Annotated in this window: 24 protein-coding genes; 9 read left to right on the top strand and 15 right to left on the bottom strand. The window is 37.3% G+C overall.

Features of this window, described 5'->3' with window-relative positions; all coding sequences use genetic code 11:
- Positions 1–72 precede the first annotated feature (72 nt).
- From H7A25_04705 to H7A25_04715, 3 genes are all read left to right on the top strand, one after another.
- On the top strand, positions 73–2,364 hold the full coding sequence (locus H7A25_04705) for a SpoIIE family protein phosphatase (protein MCP5499177.1): 2,292 nt from the start codon (positions 73–75) through the stop codon (positions 2,362–2,364).
- A gap of 171 nt (positions 2,365–2,535) precedes the next feature.
- A complete protein-coding gene (locus tag H7A25_04710; GenBank protein MCP5499178.1) occupies positions 2,536–2,808 on the top strand; it encodes a hypothetical protein in 273 nt (90 codons plus the stop codon).
- Entirely contained in the window at positions 2,778–3,131 is a 354-nt protein-coding gene (locus H7A25_04715; GenBank protein ID MCP5499179.1) for a type II toxin-antitoxin system RelE/ParE family toxin, read from the top strand. Before H7A25_04710 ends, H7A25_04715 begins: the two co-directional genes overlap by 31 nt.
- 36 nt (positions 3,132–3,167) lie before the next feature.
- Here H7A25_04715 and gshAB read toward each other — a convergent pair whose 3' ends face one another.
- The 3 genes from gshAB to H7A25_04730 are packed head-to-tail and all read right to left on the bottom strand — an operon-like array spanning position 3,168 to position 6,768.
- Positions 3,168–4,166, bottom strand: a complete 999-nt coding sequence (gshAB, locus tag H7A25_04720) for a bifunctional glutamate--cysteine ligase GshA/glutathione synthetase GshB (protein ID MCP5499180.1) — start codon at positions 4,164–4,166, stop codon at positions 3,168–3,170.
- Positions 4,159–5,691: a glutamate--cysteine ligase gene (gene gshA / locus H7A25_04725; GenBank protein ID MCP5499181.1), complete on the bottom strand. Its 1,533-nt coding sequence runs from the start codon at positions 5,689–5,691 to the stop codon at positions 4,159–4,161. The genes gshAB and gshA overlap by 8 nt, the downstream gene beginning before the upstream one ends.
- A 21-nt stretch (positions 5,692–5,712) precedes the next feature.
- Positions 5,713–6,768 (bottom strand): hypothetical protein, encoded by a 1,056-nt coding sequence (locus H7A25_04730; GenBank protein MCP5499182.1) that lies wholly within the window; start codon positions 6,766–6,768, stop codon positions 5,713–5,715.
- A 101-nt stretch (positions 6,769–6,869) separates the two neighbouring features.
- On the opposite strand from H7A25_04730, the gene H7A25_04735 reads away from it, so the two are divergent.
- Entirely contained in the window at positions 6,870–7,436 is a 567-nt protein-coding gene (locus H7A25_04735) for a PaaI family thioesterase (protein MCP5499183.1), read from the top strand.
- 122 nt (positions 7,437–7,558) lie between these two features.
- Positions 7,559–8,863: an AarF/ABC1/UbiB kinase family protein gene (locus tag H7A25_04740; GenBank protein MCP5499184.1), complete on the top strand. Its 1,305-nt coding sequence runs from the start codon at positions 7,559–7,561 to the stop codon at positions 8,861–8,863.
- Between the two features lie 20 nt (positions 8,864–8,883).
- On the opposite strand, the gene H7A25_04745 is transcribed toward H7A25_04740, so the two are convergent.
- The 9 genes from H7A25_04745 to H7A25_04785 all read right to left on the bottom strand — a co-directional run bounded on the left by H7A25_04745 (position 8,884) and on the right by H7A25_04785 (position 17,803).
- Positions 8,884–9,693 (bottom strand): hypothetical protein, encoded by an 810-nt coding sequence (locus H7A25_04745; GenBank protein ID MCP5499185.1) that lies wholly within the window; start codon positions 9,691–9,693, stop codon positions 8,884–8,886.
- A gap of 193 nt (positions 9,694–9,886) precedes the next feature.
- Complete coding sequence (locus H7A25_04750; protein MCP5499186.1) at positions 9,887–11,629, bottom strand: AAA family ATPase; 1,743 nt, start codon at positions 11,627–11,629, stop codon at positions 9,887–9,889.
- Positions 11,630–11,789: 160 nt separating this feature from the next.
- Positions 11,790–12,107 (bottom strand): cytochrome C oxidase subunit IV family protein, encoded by a 318-nt coding sequence (locus H7A25_04755; protein MCP5499187.1) that lies wholly within the window; start codon positions 12,105–12,107, stop codon positions 11,790–11,792.
- Positions 12,108–12,110: 3 nt separating this feature from the next.
- Positions 12,111–12,932, bottom strand: coding sequence for a cytochrome c oxidase subunit 3 family protein (locus H7A25_04760; protein ID MCP5499188.1), 822 nt, complete (start codon positions 12,930–12,932; stop codon positions 12,111–12,113).
- Complete coding sequence (ctaD, locus tag H7A25_04765; GenBank protein ID MCP5499189.1) at positions 12,919–14,523, bottom strand: cytochrome c oxidase subunit I; 1,605 nt, start codon at positions 14,521–14,523, stop codon at positions 12,919–12,921. Before ctaD ends, H7A25_04760 begins: the two co-directional genes overlap by 14 nt.
- Before the next feature lie 19 nt (positions 14,524–14,542).
- On the bottom strand, positions 14,543–15,511 hold the full coding sequence (coxB, locus tag H7A25_04770) for a cytochrome c oxidase subunit II (protein ID MCP5499190.1): 969 nt from the start codon (positions 15,509–15,511) through the stop codon (positions 14,543–14,545).
- Positions 15,511–16,353: an SCO family protein gene (locus H7A25_04775; protein MCP5499191.1), complete on the bottom strand. Its 843-nt coding sequence runs from the start codon at positions 16,351–16,353 to the stop codon at positions 15,511–15,513. The genes coxB and H7A25_04775 overlap by 1 nt, the downstream gene beginning before the upstream one ends.
- 8 nt (positions 16,354–16,361) lie before the next feature.
- Entirely contained in the window at positions 16,362–16,526 is a 165-nt protein-coding gene (locus tag H7A25_04780; GenBank protein MCP5499192.1) for a hypothetical protein, read from the bottom strand.
- Positions 16,527–17,515: 989 nt separating this feature from the next.
- Positions 17,516–17,803 carry a hypothetical protein gene (locus H7A25_04785; protein ID MCP5499193.1) on the bottom strand — a complete coding sequence of 96 codons (288 nt, stop codon included), beginning with the start codon at positions 17,801–17,803 and terminating at the stop codon, positions 17,516–17,518.
- Between the two features lie 176 nt (positions 17,804–17,979).
- Between H7A25_04785 and H7A25_04790 the strand changes: the two genes are divergently transcribed.
- Both H7A25_04790 and H7A25_04795 read left to right on the top strand, forming a co-directional pair.
- Positions 17,980–18,387 carry a hypothetical protein gene (locus H7A25_04790; protein ID MCP5499194.1) on the top strand — a complete coding sequence of 136 codons (408 nt, stop codon included), beginning with the start codon at positions 17,980–17,982 and terminating at the stop codon, positions 18,385–18,387.
- Positions 18,384–18,920 carry an immunity 26/phosphotriesterase HocA family protein gene (locus tag H7A25_04795; GenBank protein MCP5499195.1) on the top strand — a complete coding sequence of 179 codons (537 nt, stop codon included), beginning with the start codon at positions 18,384–18,386 and terminating at the stop codon, positions 18,918–18,920. Before H7A25_04790 ends, H7A25_04795 begins: the two co-directional genes overlap by 4 nt.
- Before the next feature lie 30 nt (positions 18,921–18,950).
- Here H7A25_04795 and H7A25_04800 read toward each other — a convergent pair whose 3' ends face one another.
- Genes H7A25_04800 through H7A25_04810 form a run of 3 tightly spaced genes read right to left on the bottom strand, consistent with a single transcriptional unit; the run spans position 18,951 to position 22,408 of the window.
- Positions 18,951–19,139 (bottom strand): hypothetical protein, encoded by a 189-nt coding sequence (locus tag H7A25_04800; protein MCP5499196.1) that lies wholly within the window; start codon positions 19,137–19,139, stop codon positions 18,951–18,953.
- Positions 19,140–19,160: 21 nt separating this feature from the next.
- Positions 19,161–21,233: a TonB-dependent receptor plug domain-containing protein gene (locus H7A25_04805; protein MCP5499197.1), complete on the bottom strand. Its 2,073-nt coding sequence runs from the start codon at positions 21,231–21,233 to the stop codon at positions 19,161–19,163.
- Complete coding sequence (locus tag H7A25_04810; GenBank protein MCP5499198.1) at positions 21,230–22,408, bottom strand: hypothetical protein; 1,179 nt, start codon at positions 22,406–22,408, stop codon at positions 21,230–21,232. Before H7A25_04810 ends, H7A25_04805 begins: the two co-directional genes overlap by 4 nt.
- A gap of 167 nt (positions 22,409–22,575) precedes the next feature.
- On the opposite strand from H7A25_04810, the gene H7A25_04815 reads away from it, so the two are divergent.
- Positions 22,576–23,652 carry a site-specific DNA-methyltransferase gene (locus H7A25_04815; protein MCP5499199.1) on the top strand — a complete coding sequence of 359 codons (1,077 nt, stop codon included), beginning with the start codon at positions 22,576–22,578 and terminating at the stop codon, positions 23,650–23,652.
- A gap of 274 nt (positions 23,653–23,926) precedes the next feature.
- Entirely contained in the window at positions 23,927–26,488 is a 2,562-nt protein-coding gene (locus tag H7A25_04820) for an HD domain-containing protein (GenBank protein ID MCP5499200.1), read from the top strand.
- The last annotated feature ends 15 nt before the right edge of the window (positions 26,489–26,503 follow it).

The raw sequence follows: 26,503 nt of genomic DNA on the forward strand, positions 1-26,503 counted from the left end.
AAAATCCGTTTTTTGCATACAGGTCTATTTATTTGTTGAAGGTAAGAAGATAAAAGCTATCCTGATAGAAAGATGCGTCTGCCCTTTTTCGTTAAAATAGGATTTGCCATTTCCTTACTGGCACTTTTCCTCGCCGGAATCAGTAGCTGGTATTTTTATGGTCTGACACGGGAAACCCTTATCCTGCAAAAACAAGAAAAGGTATCAGAAGTCTGTCGTCTCGGTTCTTTCCTATTTCACAAAAAAGAACTGGAACATATCCTTACACTGAAACAAAAAATCCAATCCCTTTCAGTCAATCAAATGTCAGATAGTGCAAATAGGTTAAAACCGGGAAGTCGTATCCGCATATTGAGAGAGAATGTAGCTAAAGGGCTTATGAACTCTCCGGCCTATAAAAGTCTTAGAGACACCCTTTTAGAAATCCAGGAAGCCTCCAGGTATAAAAGCAAGGAAATGGATATAAAAAAAATGCCCTTTTCTAATGTCTCTATTTTAATTGAAACACCAATGTCTAAGGACAGGCGTGTTTTTCAAATTATAGCTGAGGCCAGGGAAGTAGATCCCGACAAAATGGAAAGTAAGCACTCTCTTGGAGAATTTTGGTCTGTGAATTCTCTTGAAATTTTAGATACCTACGAATATAACATGCATACCATAAGCCATATTAGGAAGGATAATAAGAAAAGTATTTTTATCAGTTCTTTTTGTCCTCTACAGGATGGTGAAAAACAAGTGGCCATACTCAGTATTGATTTGGATTCATCTATTATTGAATCTGAGTTGGATAGAATTCTTTTCTTTAGTATAAAATTTGTAATTGCTGCATTTATTCTGTCTCTCGCCCTTTCTTACTTTATTGCCTACAAGATAAGTCAGCCTATAAAAATCCTGAGTGATAAAGCGGAGAAATTAAAAGAGCACAATTTTGATCTTCACTTTTATATGAAGTCAAGAGATGAATTTCAAATTTTGGCTGATGCTTTTAATTCCATGCTGGATGATATACGTTCATACGCCCATAAGATCCAATCAAAAAATGATTCCCTTAAAGAACAAAATAATATTCTCGCTGAAATCGCAACCAGTAATTCTATAGAATCGGGTAATATAGAATTAGCCGCCAATATTATCTCTGAATCCGTAAGTAAGGTTTTAAATGTTCATACTGTATCTATCTGGTTACTGGAATACTCAGAAAAGTTTTATTGTATCGACTTTTATGATGTGCATAAAAAAGCACATAGTGGAATGGAAAGTTTAAAACGCTCAGAGTATCCCCGCTACTTCGCTTATCTGGAGAAAGGAGCTATTGTAGCAAATGATGCTCTTTTACATCCGGCCATGCTGGAATTTCGAAATGACCCTGAAAAAATAGCCAAAACCATTGCCAGCCTGGATACACCGATACGTATGGGAAAGAATTTATACGGGTTTATATCTGTTTCCAGAACAGAAGTAAACAAAAGTTGGACACAGGATGAAATCAATTTTTTAAGTTCCTTATCGGAAATTTTCACCAAGGCTATCTATAGTCGCGAAACACATAAGGCAAGAGAAGAACTCAAACAAATCAATGAAAACCTTGAATACCAGGTAAAAGAAAGAACGAGAGAATTAAATAATTCTATAGAACAAATGAAAAGAGATCTATCAATAGCAAAAAAAATTCAGGATAAAATATTACCTCATAAAAACACCAGGCTGTCTCATCTTGATTACTATTATGAATTTAATCCTCTCGATGAAGTCGGCGGAGATATATTTGATATTTATTCCATTTCAGATTCTCTTACCAGACTCATGCTTTGTGATGTTATCGGTCATGGAATTCAGGCTTCCCTCATCACCATTGCCATAAAAAGTGAATACGAAGAGATTAAGCGATACGATGAAAAACCTTCTTTCGTTTTGAAGGAATTGAATGAACGATTTCTAAATAAATACGAAGCCTTGCAAACCTACTTTCCCTGCATTGTTATAGATATAGATACTCAGAAAAATGAAATACAATACGCCTCTGCCGGGCACCCGGAACAACTTTTACTCTATTCGAATCTAAAACAGGAGTGGCTCAATAGGACAGGCCCGATTTTGGGTTTTTTAAAAGAACCAAATATAACAGATATCTCCTTTCCTTTTCATTCCGGAGATCGAATTTATTTATTTTCAGATGGTCTATCCGAAAGCCTTAATGCAGAAAATGAAATGTTTGGAGAAGATAATATTCTGGAAACCGTAATTGCCTTACACCGAAAATCTATACAGGAAGTAGTGATAGAACTTATGCACAGAGAACGAGAGTTCCGAAAACAGAAATTTCGAAAAGATGATATAACTATATTAGGAATTGAAAGAAAATAAGAAGCTCTTAAAATCCTAATAAATCCAGAATTTTTTCCTAGTATAAACTACCGTCATGTTTTCTATAAATCGCATAGGAGCCGGATGTTTAAAAATCCTATTTTTTCTGGTTCAACTTTTTTTCTATTGCTTTTTTTAAACAATAAGAAAGGTTATATACAGAGTTATTATATGGAAACACAGGAACTAAAATTAGAAATAATAAGGCTAATCTTATTTTTAGAAGAAAAAGACATTCTACAAAATCTATACCAAATTCTCAAGCCATTAGAAGATACAGAAGAATCAGCTAAGACACCTTCAGAGGTTTATTTTAGTGAATCCATGAGAAAAAATGATTTTTTGACATGGATAAAGGATTGCGAATCTTCAGAAATGATGACAAAGCAAGAATTTAAAAAGGAGTATACTGAGTGGCAGATGACAATGAAAGAAAAACTATAATTGGTAGGAAATTTTTTCAGTATGTAAAGGATATTTATAACTATATAAAGAAAGATTCATTACAGAACGCAGATAAATTTGCTGATGGAATACTCCCTGCGATAGAAAAAGTAGAAAAACATCCTCGTTCGTTTCCACTGATTAAAGCAGAGGGTTTTGAAGATGAAAAAATTGAATACCGCTATTATCATTACATGAAAAGTTTCAAGATTATTTATAAACTTCCTAAAGGCTTACTTGTCTTTCTTGGAATAATCCATGATAAACAAAGTGATTTGGCTATTCAGGAATTAAAAAAAGAAAACTCCGAGCTGGACGCTTAAACAGACTCGCTTACCTGCAACTTTTTAACCAAGCTCTTAAAATCCTAATAAATCCAGAATTTTTTTTCCTATCCCCCTGGACTTTCCTATATAAGGATATTCATGGATATATAAGACGGGATTAAAGTTCACTTCGAGAATTCCATGATTTAACGGACTTGCCTTTTCATCTATGTTCTCAATAATAATGTCTACTCCACAAATTTTTGCAGAAACCAGCCTGCTAGCCTTTATTGCTATCTCTTTATAAGAAGGATGCATCTCATCAGTGAAATCTATAGAATCTCCTCCCGTACTTATATTTGAATTTTTCCTGAGAAAAATGGTTTCTCCATCTTCCGGAATAGAAGAAGCACAGTAGCCGAGGGAAATTAAATTTTCCATTTCCACTTCACCCAGTTGAATCTTTTCAAGAGGAGTCACATGTCCTTTTCCTCTTCTCGGATCCTGATTTTTCTTGTCTATTAGTTCTATGATATTGGATTTTCCATCTCCCTTTACATTGGCAGGTACACGCTTACAAACCGCCACACATTCTTCTCCCAGCACCAAAAAGCGATACTCCTCGCCACGGATAAAATCTTCAATGATAATAGAGGAAGAATAAGAAAATGCCGTTTCTACATAGTATTTGAAATTTTCAAAATTGCTATTTTCTTCTTTAATAAAAACACCGGTTCCAAAATTTGTAGTGACAGGTTTTATAGCTACTTTTTTGGATTGATAAAGAGAATAATCTTCAAGGGCATTGGAAATCGTATCATAACTTTTTCCACTTGGAACCGAAATCCCTCCTTCTGCCAATACTAACTTGGAAACAGATTTATTTTCCATGATAAGAAAAGAAATGTAGCTATCAAGAGAGGTCTTACTGGCTTCCTTTACATACTCTGTTTTTCTATCTTTACTCAGGCGAATAAAATTCTCCTTACGGTCGAGAATTTCTACCCGAATTTTCCTGGCAAGGGCTTCCCGGATAACTATCTGGGTAGATATTTCGAGATCAGCATAAGCTTCTAAAATATATTCAGACATTGCAAACATATATTGGAATTTCTACATATTCCGAACTTTCTTTTGACTCTTCCACTCTCTGCTCAAATAAGGATTTATTTGCAATACATTCCAGGGATTTCTCTGTACAGGAGCTTAAAGATTTCGAGAGAAAGTAGGAGTAATTTTTAGAACTCAGTTCCAGTCCGTATGAAATAAAACTTTGTTTTGAATATTCCAATACCTGTAACAATTTAGCAGAAGGACAGAGTGCAGGATTTAAGAATTTTTCTTTTTGTCTTTGTAAGCATAAGGAATATTCAGTCCCACCTCTTTCCTTATCTAATATTTTTGCAATAGATGAAAGCTCATCTGCAATAAAAAGTCCAAGTTCTGTCACTGAATATTCTTTGTTATAATAAGAAATCTTAATACCGGGCTTCCTACCATTTTCAGCCACTTTTCTCTGGTTATCGATAAGTTGATTTTTCTCGAAAACCGATAGTTCCGGAGCTGCTTCTAAGAGATTATATATAAGGAACATGTGGGTAAAAAGAAGACTGTCTTTACTCACTCCATTGGTAACAAAAGGGTCTATATCCAGGCAACGCACTTCTATATAATCAATACCACGTTTTTCAAGGGCTTCAAGAGGAGTTTCTCCTTCCCCCGGTGTTTGTTTGGGTCTAAGGATGGCGTAAAACTCGTTTTCCAATTGCAGATAATTCGGATTTAATTGATTTCCCGGAGTCATCGAGTATTTCAGGAAAGGAGGATATACTGTTTGAATAGCACTTCTCAAATCTCGAATATACTCAGGAAGGGAGTTCATAGAAATGTGTAGAGAATCCTGATTTTCTGAAGTGTAGCCAATTCTACTTAATCGTAGAGAAGTTGCATAAGGAAAACCGAATGTATTCGGAAATAGTTCCTGCAACAGTTGAGGCTCGTTCACAAAAGAATGATCGACCACAGGTGAGGCACCAAACAAATAAATAAGAAGAGGGGATAAGCGGTTAAAATTCCGAATCAAACCAAAGTATAGTTCAGATCGAGATTCTTTACTCAAGACTTGTCCATATCGTTTTTGTGAAGCTTCTTCTAAAAGCTCATCCGAAAAAGAAAAATTATAATGAACCCCGGAAATAGTCTGCATTTTTCTTCCGTATCGATATCCGAGTCCCCTTCGATAAACCGTCTTCTTCTGGGCTTCTTGAGTTGTTCCATAATAAGCAAGAGGAATATCGTTTTCATCTTCAGGTAAAATAGAGGGCATACTGAAAGGCCAGAGCGTTTCTTCTTCGAGTCGCTTACCGGTAAAGTGATGCAAATCATCCAAAACCGAAAGAGTTTCCTCTATAGAAGGATAAGGTTTTGTGACATACTCAATCTGTGCCTCCGAGAAATCTGTTTTAATGCAGGGATTTTTCAGTGCCGAACCAAGAAGCAGAGGATGTTTTTTTCGTGAGATATTTCCTTCCGAATCAATCCTTAGAGCTTCTCTTTCCAATCCATGTTTGGAACTTTTATTCAGGGGAGTTTTTAAGGTTTGGATGTCCAGTTTCATATTTCCCTTTAGACTATAACTTCAGCTATTATAGGACAAATTCTTTAAGTTTTGAAGGAGCTGAATTTCACCATGTTTTTTTAGGCCTATAAAAAAATAAGCGGTTTTTACACGGGAGATTTGAAAAAATGGACATACCTGTAAAAGAGAAAAAGTTTTCTCGAGTTCCCGGGCCTCTTCAGGGTTTAATAGGAGAATTGCCGAGGAATCTTCTTTTAATTTTTCCTGTAGTTTTAAAAGGATTCTCCCCATGGAATAACGAAAATTCACTTCACTGATATATTGTAAATTTTCTTCCCTTTCATCCTGAAACCAGAAACTATCCACAGAAAAGGGACCTTCATAGCTTTTCGCAAACCCGAAAATGAATTTTTCAACCTGTTCGGAATAGTTAGCCGGTATACGAAGACTCTCCGGAGAGGAAAGAATCGCTCCCCTGTAAGTTCCTCTCGGAGAATTTAACATCCGGGTGTATCCCAGAATCTGCATATCCGAACCTTTTTTTTCAGCAATACAGCTGAAATCCAGAGTTCTGTGCTCTCTCCATTCTTCCCACACAGAATCTGTCTCGGGATTTTCCTTCTTCCAATCCGAACCTTTCCGTAATCGATTTCCTTTCCCGGAAAAGCTAAATTCCTTTTTTTGCACATATAAAAGTTCGTCTTTAAGCATCTCCGTATGAAAAATAGGAAGAATTCCGGGTATTTGCAAGTTGAGCTTATATTTCGCCTGTCGGAACTTGGAATTATAGAGCCTTGCAGACTCTGTTTTTTCCTTTGAATGTTCCCAGCGGTTCTGCTTCCAATTCAAGTTTTGTCCCCAGAGAATAAGAGAGTCCGGCTGAAAACTTCCTGCGTAAACTTCTCCGAATTGCAGGCCTTTCTTTTTCCATTCGGATGCAAGGCTTTCATCTACCTGATAGGGTAAAAAGACTTGATCTTCCGGGGAAGAAAGTAGCCAGAAAAGATGAGATAAGGCAGAAGCGTAGTTTATTTCGAGTTTTGAAGGTTGATACAGATTCGGAAAATGGGCGATTTCGTATTCAAAAAGTGAGTTCAGATAATAAAGGGCAGGCATAAAAATTATCGGTATGATAAAAAATAGCCTGATTTTGTAAACGTAAAATCAGAAAAGGACTGTAAGGATGAGAAGATTCCTTGTAGAAGATCCTTAGTGACATGGAAAAAAAAGACATTGTGAAGCCAAGCCGAATTGCTCCCGACCTTCACCCCGATGACTGCTATGTATGCGGACGTGAAAATTTTGCGAGCTTGAAAGCCAGTATTTTATTTGATGAGGAAAATGGAGAAGTAAAGTTTACCCATAACTTTCTCGGCCATGAAAAGGGGGCACCCGGAAAAAGGCGTCTCGTTCATGGTGGTGCGATAGCCGCGCTATTGGATGAAGCCCAGGGGGTTTTAGCCCACCACATCGGTCACATAGTTATGACCGACCAGCTTTATCTGCGCTACCATAAAGCGACTCCGCTTGAGGAAGTAGTAGAAGTTCATGCCTGGATTACTACCGTACGAAAAAGAAGACTTTACACCAGGGCTACACTCAAAAGCGCACAGGGAGAAGTTCTGGTCAGTTCTTCCGGAAGATGGTATTTGTTACCGGATAGAATGATTGACAGGATCAATAAAGATTCGGACGAACTCGTAAAAGGTTTTCAAAAAGAATTAATAGAAGTGAATCGTAGTCGGGCAAAAGAAATACGAAAGAGAAAGAAAAATCACCCATAAATGATGCCAGGCTCTTGCTGCTTGCTTTTCTTTAGTATATAAGCTTATTTTAAGATACGCTGTAAGTTCATCTTTGGGTATTTAATTCTTTACATATTTTATTAAAAACATTTTGGTAGATTATGAGCCATTCGGAAGATACTCTTATAACATCGGCGTTTTCACGTTTTATGAAAATAGGGGGGATGGTAAGCAATGTTGGTTTTTCCATCCTCGGTAATGGAACCTTAAACCTTTTCAGTAGTGAGGTGAAGAAAGCACAACGTAATGCTGAATTTTGGTTCAATAATGGACAAAAAATTCTCGAAACACTGGGGAAGTTGAAAGGTGGTGCCATGAAAATCGGGCAGATGCTTTCCCTTCAGGAAGGTCTCATGCCACCGGAACTTTTACAGGTTATCCAGCTTTTACAAAAAGAAGCTCCACCTTTACCTTTCTCTACTATGGAAACTGTTTTAAAGGAAGACTTTCCTGATTATAAGGAAATCTTTTCAACTATTGAAGAAAAACCTTTCGCTTCGGCTTCGATAGGGCAGGTTCACAGGGGGACCTTAAAAGATGGAAGGGAAGTTGCAATTAAAATCCAATATCCACAAATTGATGAAATTATCAAGAGTGATTTAAAGAATCTGAGAGTATTATTTAAGCTTCTATTTTCTACTTTTTTGAAAATAAACATCGAAAGTATTTGGGAGGAATTAAATAGACAATTATTATATGAATTGGATTATCAGATGGAGTTTAAAAATCAAAATCGATTTGCTTCTATTTATAAAAATTCCAATATAGTGTATGTACCGCTTCCGATTCAAGAGGCTTCATCACAAAGAGTGTTGAGTTCGGAGTTTGTTCAAGCCTATGACATTCATGATATACAAAAAGGAAACTTTGAACAGTCGCTTCTGGATCTCTGGGGAACAAATCTCTACCGTTCATTTATAGAACAAATGTTCGTTCATAGATTTTTACACGCTGATCCGAATATTGGCAATTTTGCATTTAGGTCGGATGGACAGATTATATTGTATGATTTCGGTAGTGTCAAAGTTCTCCCGGAAGATTTTGTCCTCAGTTTTAAAAAGATATTACAACATTTACTAAATAAGGAATTATCCGAGATGCCGCAAGCTTTAAAAGAGCTTGGGATTTATCATGCCGATGGAAGGACGATAGAAGAAGAGATTACCTCGGAATACGGAGAGCTAATGAAGCCTGTATTTAGTAAGGGTGGATTTTCTTTTGCTGGAGAAAGACATATTTTCAAGGCTTTAATTCGTGTAAAAGAAAAATATACCTGGAAGTTAATGGACATTCAGGTTCCGGCGGACTTAATCTTTGTCAATAGAACACTTATCGGTCTCAGCGGAAATTTGAATGCCTTGCATTCTTTTATTGATGTGCGAGGACTTATTGAAGAGTTTCTTTAAACACATTATGATACGAATACTCAGAAAGCAATACCCACATTAAAATGAAAATTAATACCTCTGCTGGAATCTTGAAACTCACGTCTCAAAGAAGTCTTCGTCGTGTAATAGTTTACAAGGGGGTTTATGCTTGAAGATGAATATAAATCTGTAATATAGATATTGGACTTTGTTTTGCTCATAATAAATGGCTCAAGACCGGCATCAATAAAAAATCCACTTGAGAAAATATGTTGATAACCTAAGCCCAAACCTGCATCAACGCGGTTTGAAAGATTATTCGTATATTTCAAATATGTCATGGGTATTGAATTATCGAAGGTATAGGAAAGTTTCTCAGATCTTTTTGAGTATTTGCTGATACCTGTAGACATAGAAATAAAAAAACCATTCTCAAAAGGATACCATCTTAGGAATAAACCGGCACGACCGAATGTAGTATCCTTATTTTCAATCTTCTGAAAAATCCCTATCGTTCCAATTGGGTTTGTAATAACTGTTGAATTCACATCAAAGTGTTTTTTTGAGCGAGAGCCACTGAGGCTCACACCAGCAGAAAACTTTGAATTCAGGTTAAATGCAAAAAAAGAAAAGAAATTCCTATTGAAAGCCATTAAACCGATCTGAACCTTCTTTTCTGCTCGAATCTGTGATTGGTTTTTGTCCTGAGAGTAAATCGGGACGGATGATAAGCTATACAAAACCACTATTAAAAAAAATGTTTTTACCTTTAACATGAAGAGCCACCTTGCTATTTTTCGAATATTTAAGTCTTTTTGTATTAAAATATAATATATCCAAGTCATGTCAAGGCATTTTTTTTCAGACATACTCCTTTTCATCGTATCCCCTCATTCTTAGCCTGGTTACGTTTTAGTGAACATTCAGGTTCCGGCGGACTTAATCTTTGTCAATAGAACACTTATCGGTCTCAGCGGAAATTTGAATGCCTTGCATTCTTTTATTGATGTGCGAGGACTTATCGAAGAGTTTCTTTAAACAAGCAAAAAGAATGCGGGCTGTCTAAACTATCTCAATTAATTCGCTTTCTTTGGTATATTTTACCATGATAAGAAGAGCTTTCGTTTTCTTATTTTTTCTTTGGAAGTTCTCCGTGTAAATGTTATAGTATTCTTTTACCTGTTCTATAGCTTTCTCACGGATCTCCTTTCCTTGAGACTCTTTTTCTTTATTAATATATTTTAACTCCATAATATAATTATACTTTATATAGTCATCATACGCGGGATTTCCTTCGTATAAGAGGTCGATTCGTTTTCCGCCGGGAAGCTCTCTTTCCGAGATAATATTATAGATTCCACTTAAAGTGAAGTAGGCGACCAGCATAAACTTTACATGCTTCTCTGAATGATTCGAAAAATCATAATTGGATAACTTCTTCTGATAAAACTCCGAAATGAGGATATGTAATTTTTCTATCTTTCCACTTTCCGCCATGTCGGCTATCGTATCGTGTAATAGCACTGAATCGAAAGCGATGTTCTTTTCTATTCGTAAAAACATCTGTAAGTATTCCCAGAAAAGCTTACGAACTACATGATTGGGTACAACATAGGTGAAAGGTTTTTTTGATTTTGTTAATAGCCCCAGATAAAACAGCAGGGAATTTAATTCTTCATGTCCGAATCGGTGTTTAAAAGTAAACCTCTCAACCAGGTTAAAGCGTATGGTGTTTTCATTCACTATGTTTTCTATCGTTCTCTGCAACTCTTCTCTACCGCTTACACCAACAATCCGACCCTGCAACTTTTCATAATCCGTCTTTACATTCATATCCAGAATTTCTTCCGGGTATCCATAACTCTGAAATTTCTCAACAAAATACAAAACCATATCGGTGTTGAAAAGAGTTGTATCTGTACCGGGAGAAAACAAATAGCCGTCGTAATAATGTTGAAGGTCGTACAGTACCTGCTCTCTCGGGTTCGACTCATATTTCTCAGGTGGAATTCTATCTAAAATGGAATTCACTTCATCCCTAGAAAAACCTAACATCTCATTGAACCGTTTATCTGTCGTCATATTGGTCATGATATTAAATCCACTCGACAATTCATCGAGCATAATAGGAGAGACTCCCGTCATGAAAAATCTTTCCATAACCCCCGAATCGCTGCCGATTTTTAGCTTCTCATAAAAATGACGGACAAAGCCGGAACGTTCACCACCGCTCTCCCGCGAGATAAAAAGAGGAGTCGCATCCCTTCCTTCTGCTACCAGGGTATTTACAAAATGGTCGTATTCATCAATAAGAACATAGATTTTATAAGATGTCTTTTCCACTTCATTTAATATAAACCCAACTATATCAGCGGCGGTTAGATTACCCACAATAGCTCGGTACCTTTCTAATGAATCATGGGGTAAAAACTTTTTATAAGATTGTATAAACGAATCAACATACAAATTCACACTATAATCAAAACTCTTTTGCAATTTACTAAAATCATCTCCCCGAATCCCGGAAAAGTTCAGGTAAAGTGTTAGATAAGTATTTCGTAATTCTGTTGGATTTTTCTGGATGTAGAGATCTGCAAAGAGTGTATCAAATTTATCCTTTGCATTGATGTCGTAATAGGACTTTAAAAGACTCAGCCATAAGCTTTTGCCGAAGCGTCGTGGGCGTATGAAGAAAAACTTTTTTATCGGTTCCATTTTAGGAATAAAATGGGTCTTATCGATAAATAAACATTTATCCTTTCTCAGGTTCTCGAAATTGCCCTCACCATAGCCGATGCGTAACATATTACCTGTATACTTTATCTAATCGACTTTGTCAACGGCCATTTTAGGTTTAAAAAAGAGTCGGGTTTAAAAGTCCCGTATCAGGTTTGAAACAGAATGACTCCAAATAATTATCGAAGTCATTCTGCAAAGAGTAGAATTTTGAAGTAGTAGTTTTTGCTTAGAAAGAAGTAACCTGTTTTACCCTTGTGATAATATCAACGAGGGTAAAGGCAAAGAGCAAAATCAAAAATGCAAAACCGGAACCAAAAATCACCCGGTTCATATTGCTGTCATACCTCAGGTGCATGAAATAGAGCATTACAAAACTCGCTTTAAAAGTAGCTACCAGCATTGCAATGATCATGTTCCATTTTCCAAAATCAAACTCGGCTACAAAAATGGTAATGATAGTACCCATTATCAAAACTCCGAAAGTCATAAGATAAATGGGAATCGGAATGATGTGGTGTTCTTCGTGATTGTTATGATTAGCCATAAATTAACCTACCAGATAAAGTAATGGGAATAAGTAGATCCAGATAAGGTCTACAATATGCCAGAAAAGCCCGACACCTTCAACAGGAGTATAATAAGCCGAACTGAAGTCTCCGCGAATCGTTCTTAAAAGTAACCAGAAAATCAAACCCGCACCCATAAGAACGTGAATACCATGCAGACCGGTCATTACAAAATAGAAGCCGAAGAATAGAGGCCAGTTTTTACCGGTGCTTTCTTCTCCATTGAAGGTCTGAAGTTTTATCAGGGCTTTGTAGTGATCCAGTTCGGTACGGTTCATATGAAGCTTTTCTTCCAGTTCCCGGTTGGTCATTCCGGCAGATTGTTCCACCAGGGCTTCCACTTTCGGTTTTACCCTTTCTCCATTTTTATCAAGGATATAGGCATAATTACCGGGAACGGTTCCCATGTGAATCTTATGGGAATACTCGAAGTATTTTACCACCATGAAAGTCATGGCACAGGCAAAGGTAATGGCAAGACTCGCAGCCGCCTTCTTTGTATCGTTTATTTGCAGGAAATAAATCGAAAGAGCCATTGTCAGAGAACTTGTAATCAGAACAACTGTATTGACAGCTCCCATTTTCACATTCAAAAGCTGGCTTGCATGATGAAAAATTTCCGGATACAAACTGTGATAAATAAGGTAAGCCACAAAAAGGCCACCAAACATGAGAATTTCTGTAACCATGAAGAGCCAGATTCCCTGTTTGGAAGAAGAATACTGGTGCTCAGCACTTTGGAAGTGATGAGCGTGGTGAAAAACGGGTGCTTCTGTTGTATTTTCTGGATTAGCGATACTCATAAGGACCTGCCGTAATTACTGGAATTTCTTTAAAGTTTTCGTGTATAGGAAGAGGATCTCCATCGGTATACCATTCGAGAGTTTTTCCACCCCAGGGGTTCTTGCTGGCTTTTTCTCCGGCTATCAGGGCGTGAATCATAGCTATCAGGGCAATCAAGAAGCCGGTGCCGATAATCCAGGATCCTATAGTAGAAATCTGGTTTAGAGAGTGGTATTCCGGGATATAGTCATAATATCTTCTCGGCATTCCCATCGCTCCTAAAATGAACTGGGGAAAGAAGGTTACGTTAAAACCAATGAAGATAAATGCCCAGGAAATTCTTGCCATTCCTTCATGGCACATTTTACCGAACATTTTTGGAAACCAGTAGAAGATTCCTCCCATGAAAGCCATAAGCACTCCTCCTACCATCACGTAGTGAAAGTGAGCGACTACGAAATAAGTATCATGGAAGTGGACGTTCATACCGAGGGTTGCCAGCATAATCCCGGTAACCCCCCCGATACTGAAGAGGAAGAGAAAACCGAGTGCATAAAGCATGGGGGAATCGAGTCGGACGGAACCTTTGTACATAGTAGCTACCCAGTTAAAAACCTTGATAGCCGTCGGAACCCCTACGAATACAGTGATAATAGAGAACATGATCCCGGCAAAATCAGATTGGCTACTTACAAACATGTGGTGTCCCCAGACGAAGAAACTCACTGCCGCAATCGCGAGGCTGGAATAAGCAATGGCCGTATAACCAAAAATTGTTTTGCGGGAGAAAGTAGTCACCAGTTCACTGATAACACCCATGGCAGGTAAAACCATGATATACACAGCCGGGTGAGAATAGAACCAGAAGAAGTGCTGGAAGAGAACCGGGTCTCCACCTAATTTCGGATCAAAGATTCCCACTCCTAAAACTCTCTCTGCAATAAGAAGTAAAAGGGTAATTCCTAAAACCGGTGTAGCCAGCATCTGGATGATGGCGGTAGAATAAAGAGCCCATACGAATAGGGGAATCCTCATCATGGTCATTCCGGGAGCCCGAAGTTTATGAACGGTTACAATGAAGTTTAAGCCGGTCAGGATAGAAGACATCCCCATTACAAATGCACCCACTACCATAATCACCACTCCACCGCTTGTGCGGATACTATAAGGAGTGTAGAAAGTCCAGCCGGTGTCGACTCCACCCATGGTAAGAGAAAGAACAGCGAGGATAGCTCCCAGCATGAAAACATACCAGCTTGTCAGGTTGAGTCGGGGAAAGGCAACGTCTTTTGCTCCGACCATAATAGGAAGAAAAAAGTTTCCCAAGAAAGCCGGAATTCCGGGGATAATTACCATGAAGACCATGATGGCCCCATGTAAAGTCATGAATTTATTGTAGGTTCCTGCATCTACCAGGGTTTTACCCGGAGCAATGAGTTCGAACCTGACCAGAAGAGCAAAAATTCCTCCTACGAGGAAGAAAAGGGCAATGGCGATAAAATACATCAAACCAATACGCTTGTGGTCTACGGTGGTTAACCAGGACCACAGGCCTTTTTCATGGTTCAGGTAATTGTGATTTTCACCACCTGCTGTATGAGCCTGTGACATATATCTAAACTCCTAATAATTATTTCAGTGTTTTAATGTACTCGATAAGAGCGAGAACTTCGTTATCCTTCAACTGGCCCTGGAAAATTGGCATAGAAGGAGCAAAACCTTTTACTACTTTGGCACGGGACTGTAAAATGGATTCCCGAAGGTAGTTTTCATCGGCTACTGCGTTTGTGCCATCGGCGAATTCCCTCTTAGCACCGGAAAGGGCTTTTAAACTCGGACCGACTTTGGGAGAACCATCAATAGAGTGACAGCTAAAGCAGGCGCCTTTTCCTTCGAAGATTTCCTTTCCGACTTTTGCCAGGGTAACCGGGTCTTTTGTATTGGCCATTTTGGCTTTTTCTTCTTCGGTTTTTATCCAGGCTTCAAAATCAGGCTGTTTCAATACTACAACCTTGGCTATCATGCCGGAATGGGAAAAACCACAGTATTCTGTACAGAAAAGGTCAAACTCTCCTTCCTGTGTAGCTTCAAACCAGTAGGCGGTGTATTTACCGGGAAGTACGTCCATCTTGTTACGGAAAGCCGGAACAAAAAAACTGTGGAGTACATCCTTGGAAGTCATAAGTAGCTTGACCGGTTTGCCTAAAGGAACAACCAGCCTATTGGCTGTTTCAATTCCTTCTTTATAGCGAAAACTCCAGCTCCATTGCATAGCGGTAACATTGACCTCGTATGCATTCTTGGGAAAAGTCTTCATGTGGCTGTAAACTTTATATCCCCAGAAAAAACTCACCAGGAACACAACCAGAGGAAGAAAACTCCAGAGGAATTCGAGGGTGTAATTATGGGTGATATAGGCGGTTTTGTCGTTATCGGACTTCCGTCTGTACTTATATGTGAAATAGATCATTCCCCCGATAGATAAAACACAGCCGATGAAGCTGGATACTAACAGGAAAATGTATAAGCCATTTAAACCTTTCGCGTAAGTAGCTGCGTCAGGTGGCATAAATGAATTTGCGAGGTGAATGAAGTTCATTACCGGTGGACTCCTTGTATCTCCTTTGATTTCTTTTGCTTAAACCAGAATAGAAGCATAAATGCTCCTATAAATAAAACGGTCAAACCTGCTGCAACCCTCATCAGGTTATAGGCAAACAGGGTATAGCGATTCAGTTTTGGATCGAACTGAAAACAAAACAATAACACCCTGTCTACAAAATTTCCGATTTTTCCATTGGAAGCTTCTACCAAAGAAAGCTTTACGGTTTGTGGATCAAAATCAATCCCGTAAAGATAGCGAGAAATTCTCCCATCCGGGGTTAAAACGTAAGTAGCTGCTGCATGTGCCCATTGTTCGGCTTCCGGATTCCATTTGTAACGAAACCCGACTTCGCCGGCAATTTTATGAATACTTTCCTCTTTTCCTGTTAGAAAATGCCAGCCTTCGGATGCACCCGATCTGGCATATTCATTCAGGTATGCCTCTTTTTTCTGTGCTGCCAGAGTAGAGTCCTCTTTGGGATCTATACTGATAGCCATTACCTCGAATTGTTTTCCGGTTAACCAGTCCAATTTTTTAAGACTTTTGGTCAAGCCATTCAACTGGTAATTACAGAGATTCGGACAACTGAAATAGACCAGGGCGAGAAGAATAGGCTTTTGTTGCTTAAAAAAGGAAGAAAGAGGTCTTTCTTCTCCTTTCTCGTCCCGAAACACTGTATCGAGACTGAGACTCGCTCCGGGTCTTTCATCCACCCCAATATCTTTTAAATGTGTTGGGGTTTCGTTCTTTACTGGCTGTTTGGAAGGATCGTAAGCCAGCAAAGAGAGTCCAGAAACACAGATAAAAAAATAGAGAAAGAGGATTTTAAAAACCATGAAACGATTTACTTGGTTTTATTTTCTATAGAAGTGCTTTTTTTGATACTGGTGTCAAGTTTTACACCCGGATGAAAGAAAAGCAGGTAAGCAAAAAATGCCAGTGTAAAAACCATAGAAAAAGTAAAGATAAGGTAACCACCTTTGTTGCTATAATCTTCTGTATTGCTCATGGAATATCCCGTAGTTTTAGAATGTTTATGATATGACAATAATCAGGTATAGGCTTTTGAGGTCAAGCCCGGATTGTACCAAAAAGCAAAAAGAATATGTTTATTGCTTTTTTAGTTTTCAGCAACAAAGACGGTTTATTGGGGAATATAGTCCCGTAAACACATATTTCCCTGACTAAAACTTCGCACTCAAGAAAGCTGGGTTTTTTCTTTTAACGTAAGCGAACAAGCACTTGCTCGCTCCAGAAGAACAAATCATGACTGAGTTTATATAGTTCAACGTATTCTGTTGTTTCTTGAATGCCATTAAAAGCACTGATAAAAATATTCGTATCGCAAAGGATCAATTTCTATTCCACGCTTTCAATCTAAGGAATGAATAGAGGATTCGATAGATTTTAAAAATCTCATGACTATATCTATTTCGGTTTGGCTTTCTAATTCAAATGTAACTTTCATACAATCTTTAGCCTTTAAACATATTCTCATAAATTGCAATTTTATTAGCAAGTAATTTATTTTGTGGGCGATCCATCGAACGATTGAGAAGGATAAATCATAAATACCTACCCCGAAGGTTCACGTTTTCACCTCGGAGATTCATATTATCCACGTCTGAGGTTAAAACTTCCACCTCCTGGGTTCGTAATATCTACCTCCGAGGTCCAAACTTCCACCTTCAGGGTTCGTACTATCTACCTCCGAGGTTTAAACTTCTCCTTCGGAGGTTCAGACTAAGCACCTCAGAGGTTCAGGCTGTCTACATCTGAGGTTCATACTGTCAATCTGAAAGGTGGAAATAGCTAACTGACTATCGGTGCTCGTTCTGAGCCAGGCCGAAGCATAAATCGGTTTGTTGGGGAATATAGTCCCGTAATATTTCCCTGACTAAAACTTCGCACTCAAGAAAGCATAGTAAGACCTGCCGGGTAGGGGGTAGCCCACGATATCCGAAATGCGTTTATCCCCAATGTTTTTTACCTGGAAGTTTATATAAACTTCTGTTTCCGAGTCTTTTTCTTTATTCTTATATAGATAATAAGTAAAATAGGTATTATAAATCCAGCGTGCCTCCTGTATTCTTCCGACACATTGGCTTTCCAGGCAAATTCCAGATGTTTTTCTTTATAAGGAACAATGAGTCCTCCGAGCTTCTTCGAGGTAAGTCTCTGAATAGAGCTATCCTTCTCTGCTAGATTATAATAATCTTTCTTTAGAATATTCTCATTATATCTATCATGATAGATTTCCCATTTATAAGAAGGAATGATTCGCAATCTCTTTTTAAAAAAGCGGAACTCATCTTCCAGCTGAACCAGATCATGGCTTCTAATCTTGAATTGGGTTCCGAGCAGGATTCGTACAATAAAGATTCTATAAAAAAGAACAGCAGCAATAAGCTTTATGTAAAAATTACTTGAAACATATACAAGTTATAATTATTACTAAAATAATGAGTAGCTCTAAACGTTTACATGTTAGCTATACTAAAACAAATCCTGAAAATTTAGAAGTTTATTCAGGAAGAGCAAGTGGTATTGATGATGGAAGTCTTAAAGAAGAAGAGTTAGCAGAGAAAATTATGGCCAAGAGAGATAGTAGTCATCATAAAAATGAAGATGGTTTTGATGTTTATGATATAGACAAAATATCCAATAATTATGAAGCAATTCGAGGCAGAGAGCAAATGCTTATTGAGTATAATGGTGGAGCAAAATCTAAAGGTGGAACTTCCGGAAATAGCATCAATTCTATTAGTGACAGGAACCCGAAGAAAAAGAAATATCTCTTGACCGCTTTAAAGATTTTTGGTAGCATAACTTCATTGATTGCCGTTTTCTGGTTATTTACAGGGCTATGACAGAGAAGAAAGTAAAACAACACAGAACCATAGGTTCTATAATTAAAGTTCCCCTAAATGAGGATTATCATACCTATGCCAGAATACTACCCGGAACTTCTTTTGCTTTCTACGATCACCGCACAACAGACGAAATAGAAGACCTTACAAAAATAATATCCAGCCCAATTTTATTTATTATATCCGTGCAAAATTATGCAATTACCAGAGGCAGGTGGTTGAAAATTGGAAAAATTCCTCTGGAAGAATCACTATTAAAAGAACCACCACGTTTCGTTCAGGACGCTCTAAATCCAGAAATATTTGAAATTGTCGAAAATGGCAATAGAAGAAAAGCAACAATAGAAGAATGTATGGGACTGGAAAGACTTTCCGTCTGGCAACCCGCCGCTGTTGAAAAAAGGCTAATAGAACACTATAACGGTAAAAAATCTGATTGGCTTTTACAAATTATAGATCCTACCAGAAGAAAAAAGAATAATAAAAATACCGGGCGTTTGCAGAAATATTTAAACGATGTTCTTGAAGTATAGTTTAGATCAAATACTACATCAAGCTTGTCATTAACTTGTGCTGAGTAAGCATCCTGTTCCGACAATGGGAGGGTTTTCTGATAGCTGGTTCGAAGCGGATGAAAAGAAAAAAGACTTGTAATTTTGCAATTCAACTAAAAAATAATAACCAAATGAAAGAAGCGAAACAATTGCCGAGTTAAACAAAATCGGTCTTGAAAATGTTGCTAGTTCCTCCATCACTGATTTTTTGTGCGGATACTAAAACTTCGCACTCAAGAAAGCATAGTAAGACCTGCCGGGTAGGGGGTAGCCTACGATATCCGAAATGCGTTTATCCCCGATATTTTTTATCTGGAAGTTTATATAGACTTCTGTTTCCGAATCCTTTTCTTTATTCTTATATAGATAATAAGTGAAATAGGTATTATAAATCCAGCGGGCCTCCTGGTAATTCTGGTATTCGTTGGTTCTATCCTTATAATTTGCTCCAATAAAGGTATTTTCCAGACCGCATTCCAATTTTTCAGCCTTATAATAAATTCCGGCCTGCCATTCGTGCATGGGTCGCAGGGGCAAATATTTTCCATTTAAGCTATAGGAATCGGAGGTATTTATAGCTTTCTGGTAGGTGTAATTACTTTTTAGTATCCAGGTTTTGTAAAGTTTTAGCTTCTGATTCCATTCAAATCCTTTTATATAGGCACTGTCGATATTTTCCGGTCGCAGGGTAAACTGGGAATTCGGAACATACTGAATCATATCCAGAATATTTTTGGAATAATAAACAAGAGAAGTATGGTAAGAAAGATTCTCATAGTTTAGCTCTATTACTGGACCGGTATCAAAGTTTCGGCTTTTTTCCGGGTTCAAATTTGGGTTTCCGATAATACTCCCTCTTTCTCCGAATAGCTCTAAAAAGTCGGGCATCCTGTATTCTTCCGACACATTGGCTTTCCAGGCAAATTCCAGATGTTTTTCTTTATAAGGAACAATGAGTCCTCCGAGCTTCTTCGAGGTAAGTCTCTGAATAGAGCTATCCTTCTCTGTTAGATTATAATAATCTTTCTTTAGAATATTCTCATTATATCTATCATGATAGATTTCCCATTTATAAGAAGGAATGATTCGCAATCTCTTTTTAAAAAAGCGGAACTCATCTTCCAGCTGAACCAGATCATGGCTTCTAAATTTTCGTGGAAGCTTTTCTACTATTTTATCATCTGTGTTTCTCTTATCATTTTTAAAGGTTTCCCTTTCCAGTCCGAACATGAAACGTAAAATTTGATGATACGAAAGAAGATAAATTTCGGGTAAAAGGTGAATTCCGTACTGCTGTATATCCGCTCTTGAATTAGGTTCCGAATAGGTGATTTCTTCTTTGGGGTCGAAAAGCTGGTCCCGCATTCCTGTATAATACAGCCTTGTTGAAAGGTTCAAATTATCAAAACCAATACCCTTGCTTGTGCTTCCCAGAGCCGATGTGTTTCTTAGATATTTTCGTTTTACTTTTTCTGTACGGTTTGATTGACCCGGAAGACCGTACATCCTATATAAGAAATCATTAAATAACTTGTACTCTGTATTTCCTTTTTTTAGATTGACTGTTCCGGAAACCGCTGAGCGTTCATACCAGGAGTTTTTACGAATGTCATCATAATCATCATAGGTATTAATGACCGGTGTTCCATTATCATTACGAAAACGAAAGTCTCCATCAGATTTTTCAGAGGATGCGAGAAAGCCATAACCCAGATCTTCTCCCGTATTATCATAATGAGATACAGTTCCTTTAATAGTATGAAAGCTTCCTCCTCCGAGAAGAATCCGACTTTCTTTCTTTTTCTTTTTTCCTTTTCTGGTTTTTAAATTAACCGCTCCCCCCACAGAAGAAGAACTCAGCCCGTAAGAGGAACCACTTTTATGAACTTCAATGCTCTCCAAATTTTCAAAGGGAAGTTCGGCAAGGTTAATCTCACCACCCACATTATTATTAATAGGAACTCCATCGATATAGAATTTTACCTGGTTCGGATTTGCTCCTCGAATAGAAAGGGTGGAATAGGCTCCGAGCCCTCCGTATCTTCTTACACGCAGGCCTGACTCTTTTTCTAAAACTTCGTCTATGGAGTTATATTTATCTTTTGTATCCTCCAGGGGAATTACGGAACTAAAACCACTGGGATTTTTCTCGGTTCCTTCGAGACTTTCATACTCATCTTTATCTTTTTTTCCAACAACCCGTACTTTTTCTGTTTCTTTTACTTCCGGGTTTTCATCGGCCCACAGGGGACTTAAGATTATAAGTATTATTATATATATGAATATTCTCATGGTATGTATATCATCCCGGTAGGTCTGAGTCCCACATTTACCGGTAAGGGAACCACCTTTTTATCAGCATTTTTACTATCATAAATCATAATTCCCGGATTGGTGTAGGAACTATCCCCGGTATAAAGATAGGCATTGGGTGCAATCAGTAAACCGGTTACATACCCCCCGCTTGCCGGATAAAAGCTAAGTTCTTTTTGTTTTTCACCGGTAAGGGGATTAAAACGATGTAATGCTGAACTAAAATCCCGAAATTGGACAATTGCATAAGCTGTAGTTTCATCCAGGAGTATGGCTTCTAAAATATCTCCACCGGCTGTTTCTTCTGAATATAAATAATTCGCTCTTGAAGTTTTTGTCCTGAGATTAAAGGCTTCCACTCCGCCATCAATTTTAAAGTTAAAACCCTGGTAAGCCGGACAGGCAAAAACAAGATGAGGCTCTCCATCGAGATTGATAAGTTGAATTTGTCCTACCGGGTTTTTACCTTTCAGGCGATATTCGGCGATAACTGTTTCGCTTGATGTATCGATTTCCAGAAGAGAAGAATAATTGGTAGGCGGCCAGATACCTCCTGAAGCTTTACGGTTTAAACGCTGTAAGGCTACGTAGAGCTTTCCTTTATATTCTATCATTCCACTGGCTTCAGGAAGATTGTCCTCCTTATCAGCATAGGCACTCAGATCTATTTTTCCTATATGTAAACCCGTAGAAGGATTTACAATCAAAATACCCGAATCATTAAGTAAAGTCACATAGGCTTTGTTTTGATTTAGAACTACTATATCCTGAGGATTCATTCCTCGCCCCACGGTAAATTCGATTTCTGTAATATTAGCAAGAGCCGGGTTTATGACCTGGATATTATCTCGATTTAGCTTATTTAGGATGTATACTTTATCCAAATAATATCTGGCTTCTGCATCGGAATGTATGTTTACATAGCTGGAAGGAACTGAAAGTCCATCGAGACTCATTGTACTATATCTCCCGGCAGGCCCCAGGTCAGAAGAAACTACTCCAATTTTCCCTGTCTGATTTATCCCACCCAAAAGATTGATAAGGGGAGGTTTTTCTATATCCTGAATTCTACAGTTGAAAAGAAAGGATAAAATAATAAAGAAATACGTTTTCATATAAATTCTAATTCTATTCTTATTCTTGTTATATTTCATACCTTCTCTGTCGAGTTAATTTTTCTTATTAAAAACATACTGCCAAAATATTAAATATCCGCTTACCATCCCTGGAACGGAGTGTAAAGTTCGTCTCAAAGCATTGAAGGAAAATCTTTTACTTTTCAATTAGGGCACTTTATTTATAAAGGTCTTTAAAACTGTCTATGGCTTGTTCCAATCACAAAATATTTATTCATGACTCAAGGTCTTTATCAGGGTTAGTCGAACCAGATTCGCTTGATTTGGTTCTTACTTCGCCTCCTTATCCGATGATCCAGATGTGGGATGATCTTTTTTTTCAAATGAACCCGGAAATTCAAAATATTTTAAAAGAAGATCCATCATTAGCTTTCGAACTTATGAACAGGGAGATGGACATAGTCTGGGAATCTTTGTATACATCCCTAAAAGATGGTGGTTTTTTGATTATTAATACTGGCGATGCTACTCGCAGTATTAACGGTGATTTTCAATTGTTCTCCAATCATGCAAGGATTATTCAAAAGTGCTTACAGCTTGGTTTTAAAAATCTACCAAATATTCTGTGGCGAAAACAAACCAATGCTCCTAATAAATTTATGGGTTCCGGCATGTTTCCGGCAGGTGCTTATGTTACTCTGGAACATGAATATATTTTAATATTCCGAAAAGGACCTAAAAAGAGTTTTAATTCGAAGCAGAAAGAGATTCGTCGTGAAAGTTCTTATTTCTGGGAAGAAAGAAATGTCTGGTTTTCTGATATCTGGGAAGATATCAAAGGAATAAAACAACTCATAAAAAATTCGGAAACCAGGAACAGAAGTGCAGCTTATCCTTTCGAGTTGGCTTACAGGTTGATTAACATGTACTCTTGCAAGGGGGATAGGGTTTTGGATCCATTCTGGGGAACCGGCACTACAACATTAGCTGCTATTGCATCAGAAAGAAACAGTATAGGTATTGAACTGGAGTCTTATTTTAAAAAGGAATTTTTAGATACCGTGGGTTTATTTAAGGATTCTTTAAATGAGTATTTATATAAGCGAATTGAAAAACATAGAATTTTTGTTAAGAATAGACTGGAATCAGGAAAAGAAATAAAACATCATAATGAAAAAATGAATTTCCCTGTAATGACATCTCAGGAGAAAGAACTCAGAATTAAACAGATAGATTTGATTCAAAATAATAATGATACAATCAGAGTGGAATACTCAGAGATTTCTGATATTCGAAACTTTATGCTAAGGAAAAAGGATTGACTTTCCTTTTGTAAAATAATTCCATTAAATACTGTATTGCCTTAATTAGGCACTATCGAAGCTTAATGGCAATGACCATGGAAGGGAAAAAAAACATCTTTAATCTAAAACCCGCAGACGGAGCAATAGGAGCTCACTATGAGGCAGTATCAAAAGTAAGCTCTGATTTTAAAGAATTAAGCCACACGATTATAGAAAGGTGTATCTAAGTAAAAATTAAATGAGGTTTACCTATTTTCACTCAACTCTATACAATTAATGGATACACATAAACATGAAAAGCCAGAAACTCGATTTTTCAAAATGTGAACAGGAAAAAATTCACATTCCAAGCCTGATCCAGCCGCATGGATACTCGATTGCAATTGACAAGCTTAGCTTAAAAGTAACCCGGTCCAGTGAAAATGTAAGTATAGTTATACCCCTTACTTCAATTTTAGATAAACCAATGAATTTTCTTTTCCCGGATGAGATTTCTTCCGAGATATTAAGTAAACTTGATTGGAATCTTCAAAAAAAATATGTATTTTCAAATAAACTCATTCCCCTATTTTCTTCGAGTCCTATCGATCTTATTATCTGCGATGCAGAAAAAGAATTTATCATAGAAATTCTTCCCAATAGCTTATCCGAAGGAGATATAGAATCGATAGAATTTGTCTTAAATGGTATTGTCAAGAAACTTATTACAACTCAAGAAATCTCTCATTTGTTTGATCTGGCTACAAAGGAAATAAAAAAATTAAGCGGCTATGATAGAGTGATGATCTATCGTTTCGATGAAGAATTCAATGGGGAAGTTATAGCCGAAGCCAAAGAAGAGGAAATGGAACCCTATTTAAATCTTCACTATCCTGCAAGTGACATTCCTTCCCAGGCAAGAGATCTATATTGTAAAAATATGATACGTACAATCGTAGATATACATTATAAACCTGTTCCCCTTCAAACTATTTCTCATATTTCAGAACCTCTGGACATGAGTTATAGTACCTTAAGAAGTGTATCCCCCATTCATCTTGAGTATTTAAACAATATGGGAGTCTGTGCAACAATGACCATTTCTATCCTGGTGAATCAGAGTCTATGGGGTCTTATAAGTTGTCATCACGGAACCTCCTATTCTCCCAGTTTAAAATTACAGAGTGTCTGTGAAATATTTGGAAATATACTGGGTGGAATCATCCAGATGAGAGAAGAAAGCGAAAGTTCCAGAAAAAACAGTGAGTTACTTGCCAGGCTGGAAATAATCATGGGCATCCTATTATCAAGGGAAAATGAATTGGATGCTCTAAACTTAATCACAAGCAAAACTTTTTTATTTCAGTCTATTTATAAATCCGATGGATTTATATTTTATAATCGTAATAAAATTATTTCTTACAATCTCGATCTTTCTAATTCTCAGATTCTTCTTTTATTAGAAAATATAGATACTTTTATTGAAAATGGAATATTTTATACCAACTATCTGGTAGGAGTCTGTCCAAATTTACCTGATATAATATTAAAAATGTGCGCCGGAATCATGGTACTGAAACTGAGCACAAATCCGGATAGTCTCTGGATCTGGACCCGGGAAGAAAAGACCCGTACCATTTCCTGGGGAGGGAACCCGAATGAAAAAGCAATAGTAAACCAGCAGGGCGAAATTTCTCCCCGTAAATCATTTGAAAAGTATAACCAGTTAGTAACCCATAGATCCATCCCCTGGAATCAATCTGAAAAATATTTTTCTCAGTATGTTATTCCCCAATTTTATCGACTCTTTGAGTTCTTTGAATCAAATAAGGAAATCGAAATTCACAAGCAAAAAATTTTTGATATGGAACAGGAAAGAGCCAAGCATTATAAAGAGCTAATTGAAATGCTGGTAGGGGTAATAGAACAAAGGGATGCTTATACAGCCGGTCATACAAAACGGGTCGCTGATTATTCGGTAGAAATCGCTAAAGAGTTGGAATTAAACCAAAAAGAGATTTCCGTGCTGAGAGAAGCCGCAATACTTCATGATATAGGAAAAGTAATCATCCCGGATTCGATTTTATTAAAACCGGGGAAATTATCTCAAAAAGAGTATGAACTCATAAAACTACATTTAGATGTAGGTTTTCAAATATTAGATAAAATAGATTATTATAAACCTCTGGCCAATATCATAAAGTATCATCATGAAAAATATGATGGTACAGGTTATCCCTATCGTGCGAAAAGAGATGAAATTCCCTTACTCTCGCATATTATGATTGTTGCAGATTCCTTTGATGCCATGACAACGAATCGTATTTACCAGGCAAGAAAAACAGTAGAAGAAGCTCTTGCTGAGTTACTTTTATACAGAGGGAAATGGTATCATCCTGAGGTAGTTGATGCCGCGATTAGGGCAACGAAAAAGTTTCAGAATAAAAATCAGATGAATACAAGCCAGTTACCTTCTACGCAGTTAGAAAAAGAAAGATTTTCTTATTTTTTCAAAGACCAACTGACCGGGGTATATAACGATACTTATTTATGGATGGTAATAAGAAATATTATCCCGGAAATTCAATATTCCCAATTTGCTTTACTCGAACTTCACGGGATGTCAGATTACAATGATAAGTTTGGCTGGCATCAGGGGAATGAAGTAATTCGCAAATTTTCAGATATTCTAAAAAAATACGTAAGGGAAGAACAATTGTTTCGTGTCTACGGTGATGATTTTGTGATCTGTTTTGAAAATATAGAATCGAAAGAAGAGTTTTTACATAATTGGAAAGATTTACAAATTGACACGGTTTCGAGTACCTGTAAGTCTGTTGAAAAAGATATATTTCTGGAAATGTTTAGTTCCTAAAAAAGAAGGTTTTTC

It is taken from the genome of Leptospiraceae bacterium (assembly GCA_024233835.1).
Classification (GTDB): domain Bacteria; phylum Spirochaetota; class Leptospiria; order Leptospirales; family Leptospiraceae; genus JACKPC01.

What these genes read in the sequence shown, in the direction of transcription:
- H7A25_04705 (MCP5499177.1), top strand. Translation starts at nt 73, where the DNA reads ATGCGTCTGCCCTTTTTCGTTAAAATAGGATTTGCCATTTCCTTACTG.
- H7A25_04710 (MCP5499178.1), top strand. Translation starts at nt 2,536, where the DNA reads ATGGAAACACAGGAACTAAAATTAGAAATAATAAGGCTAATCTTATTT.
- gshAB (MCP5499180.1), bottom strand. Translation starts at nt 4,166, where the DNA reads ATGTCTGAATATATTTTAGAAGCTTATGCTGATCTCGAAATATCTACC.
- gshA (MCP5499181.1), bottom strand. Translation starts at nt 5,691, where the DNA reads ATGAAACTGGACATCCAAACCTTAAAAACTCCCCTGAATAAAAGTTCC.
- H7A25_04730 (MCP5499182.1), bottom strand. Translation starts at nt 6,768, where the DNA reads ATGCCTGCCCTTTATTATCTGAACTCACTTTTTGAATACGAAATCGCC.
- H7A25_04735 (MCP5499183.1), top strand. Translation starts at nt 6,870, where the DNA reads ATGGAAAAAAAAGACATTGTGAAGCCAAGCCGAATTGCTCCCGACCTT.
- H7A25_04740 (MCP5499184.1), top strand. Translation starts at nt 7,559, where the DNA reads ATGAGCCATTCGGAAGATACTCTTATAACATCGGCGTTTTCACGTTTT.
- H7A25_04745 (MCP5499185.1), bottom strand. Translation starts at nt 9,693, where the DNA reads ATGTCTGAAAAAAAATGCCTTGACATGACTTGGATATATTATATTTTA.
- H7A25_04750 (MCP5499186.1), bottom strand. Translation starts at nt 11,629, where the DNA reads ATGTTACGCATCGGCTATGGTGAGGGCAATTTCGAGAACCTGAGAAAG.
- H7A25_04755 (MCP5499187.1), bottom strand. Translation starts at nt 12,107, where the DNA reads ATGGCTAATCATAACAATCACGAAGAACACCACATCATTCCGATTCCC.
- H7A25_04760 (MCP5499188.1), bottom strand. Translation starts at nt 12,932, where the DNA reads ATGAGTATCGCTAATCCAGAAAATACAACAGAAGCACCCGTTTTTCAC.
- ctaD (MCP5499189.1), bottom strand. Translation starts at nt 14,523, where the DNA reads ATGTCACAGGCTCATACAGCAGGTGGTGAAAATCACAATTACCTGAAC.
- coxB (MCP5499190.1), bottom strand. Translation starts at nt 15,511, where the DNA reads ATGAACTTCATTCACCTCGCAAATTCATTTATGCCACCTGACGCAGCT.
- H7A25_04775 (MCP5499191.1), bottom strand. Translation starts at nt 16,353, where the DNA reads ATGGTTTTTAAAATCCTCTTTCTCTATTTTTTTATCTGTGTTTCTGGA.
- H7A25_04780 (MCP5499192.1), bottom strand. Translation starts at nt 16,526, where the DNA reads ATGAGCAATACAGAAGATTATAGCAACAAAGGTGGTTACCTTATCTTT.
- H7A25_04790 (MCP5499194.1), top strand. Translation starts at nt 17,980, where the DNA reads ATGAGTAGCTCTAAACGTTTACATGTTAGCTATACTAAAACAAATCCT.
- H7A25_04795 (MCP5499195.1), top strand. Translation starts at nt 18,384, where the DNA reads ATGACAGAGAAGAAAGTAAAACAACACAGAACCATAGGTTCTATAATT.
- H7A25_04800 (MCP5499196.1), bottom strand. Translation starts at nt 19,139, where the DNA reads ATGGAGGAACTAGCAACATTTTCAAGACCGATTTTGTTTAACTCGGCA.
- H7A25_04805 (MCP5499197.1), bottom strand. Translation starts at nt 21,233, where the DNA reads ATGAGAATATTCATATATATAATAATACTTATAATCTTAAGTCCCCTG.
- H7A25_04810 (MCP5499198.1), bottom strand. Translation starts at nt 22,408, where the DNA reads ATGAAATATAACAAGAATAAGAATAGAATTAGAATTTATATGAAAACG.
- H7A25_04815 (MCP5499199.1), top strand. Translation starts at nt 22,576, where the DNA reads ATGGCTTGTTCCAATCACAAAATATTTATTCATGACTCAAGGTCTTTA.
- H7A25_04820 (MCP5499200.1), top strand. Translation starts at nt 23,927, where the DNA reads ATGAAAAGCCAGAAACTCGATTTTTCAAAATGTGAACAGGAAAAAATT.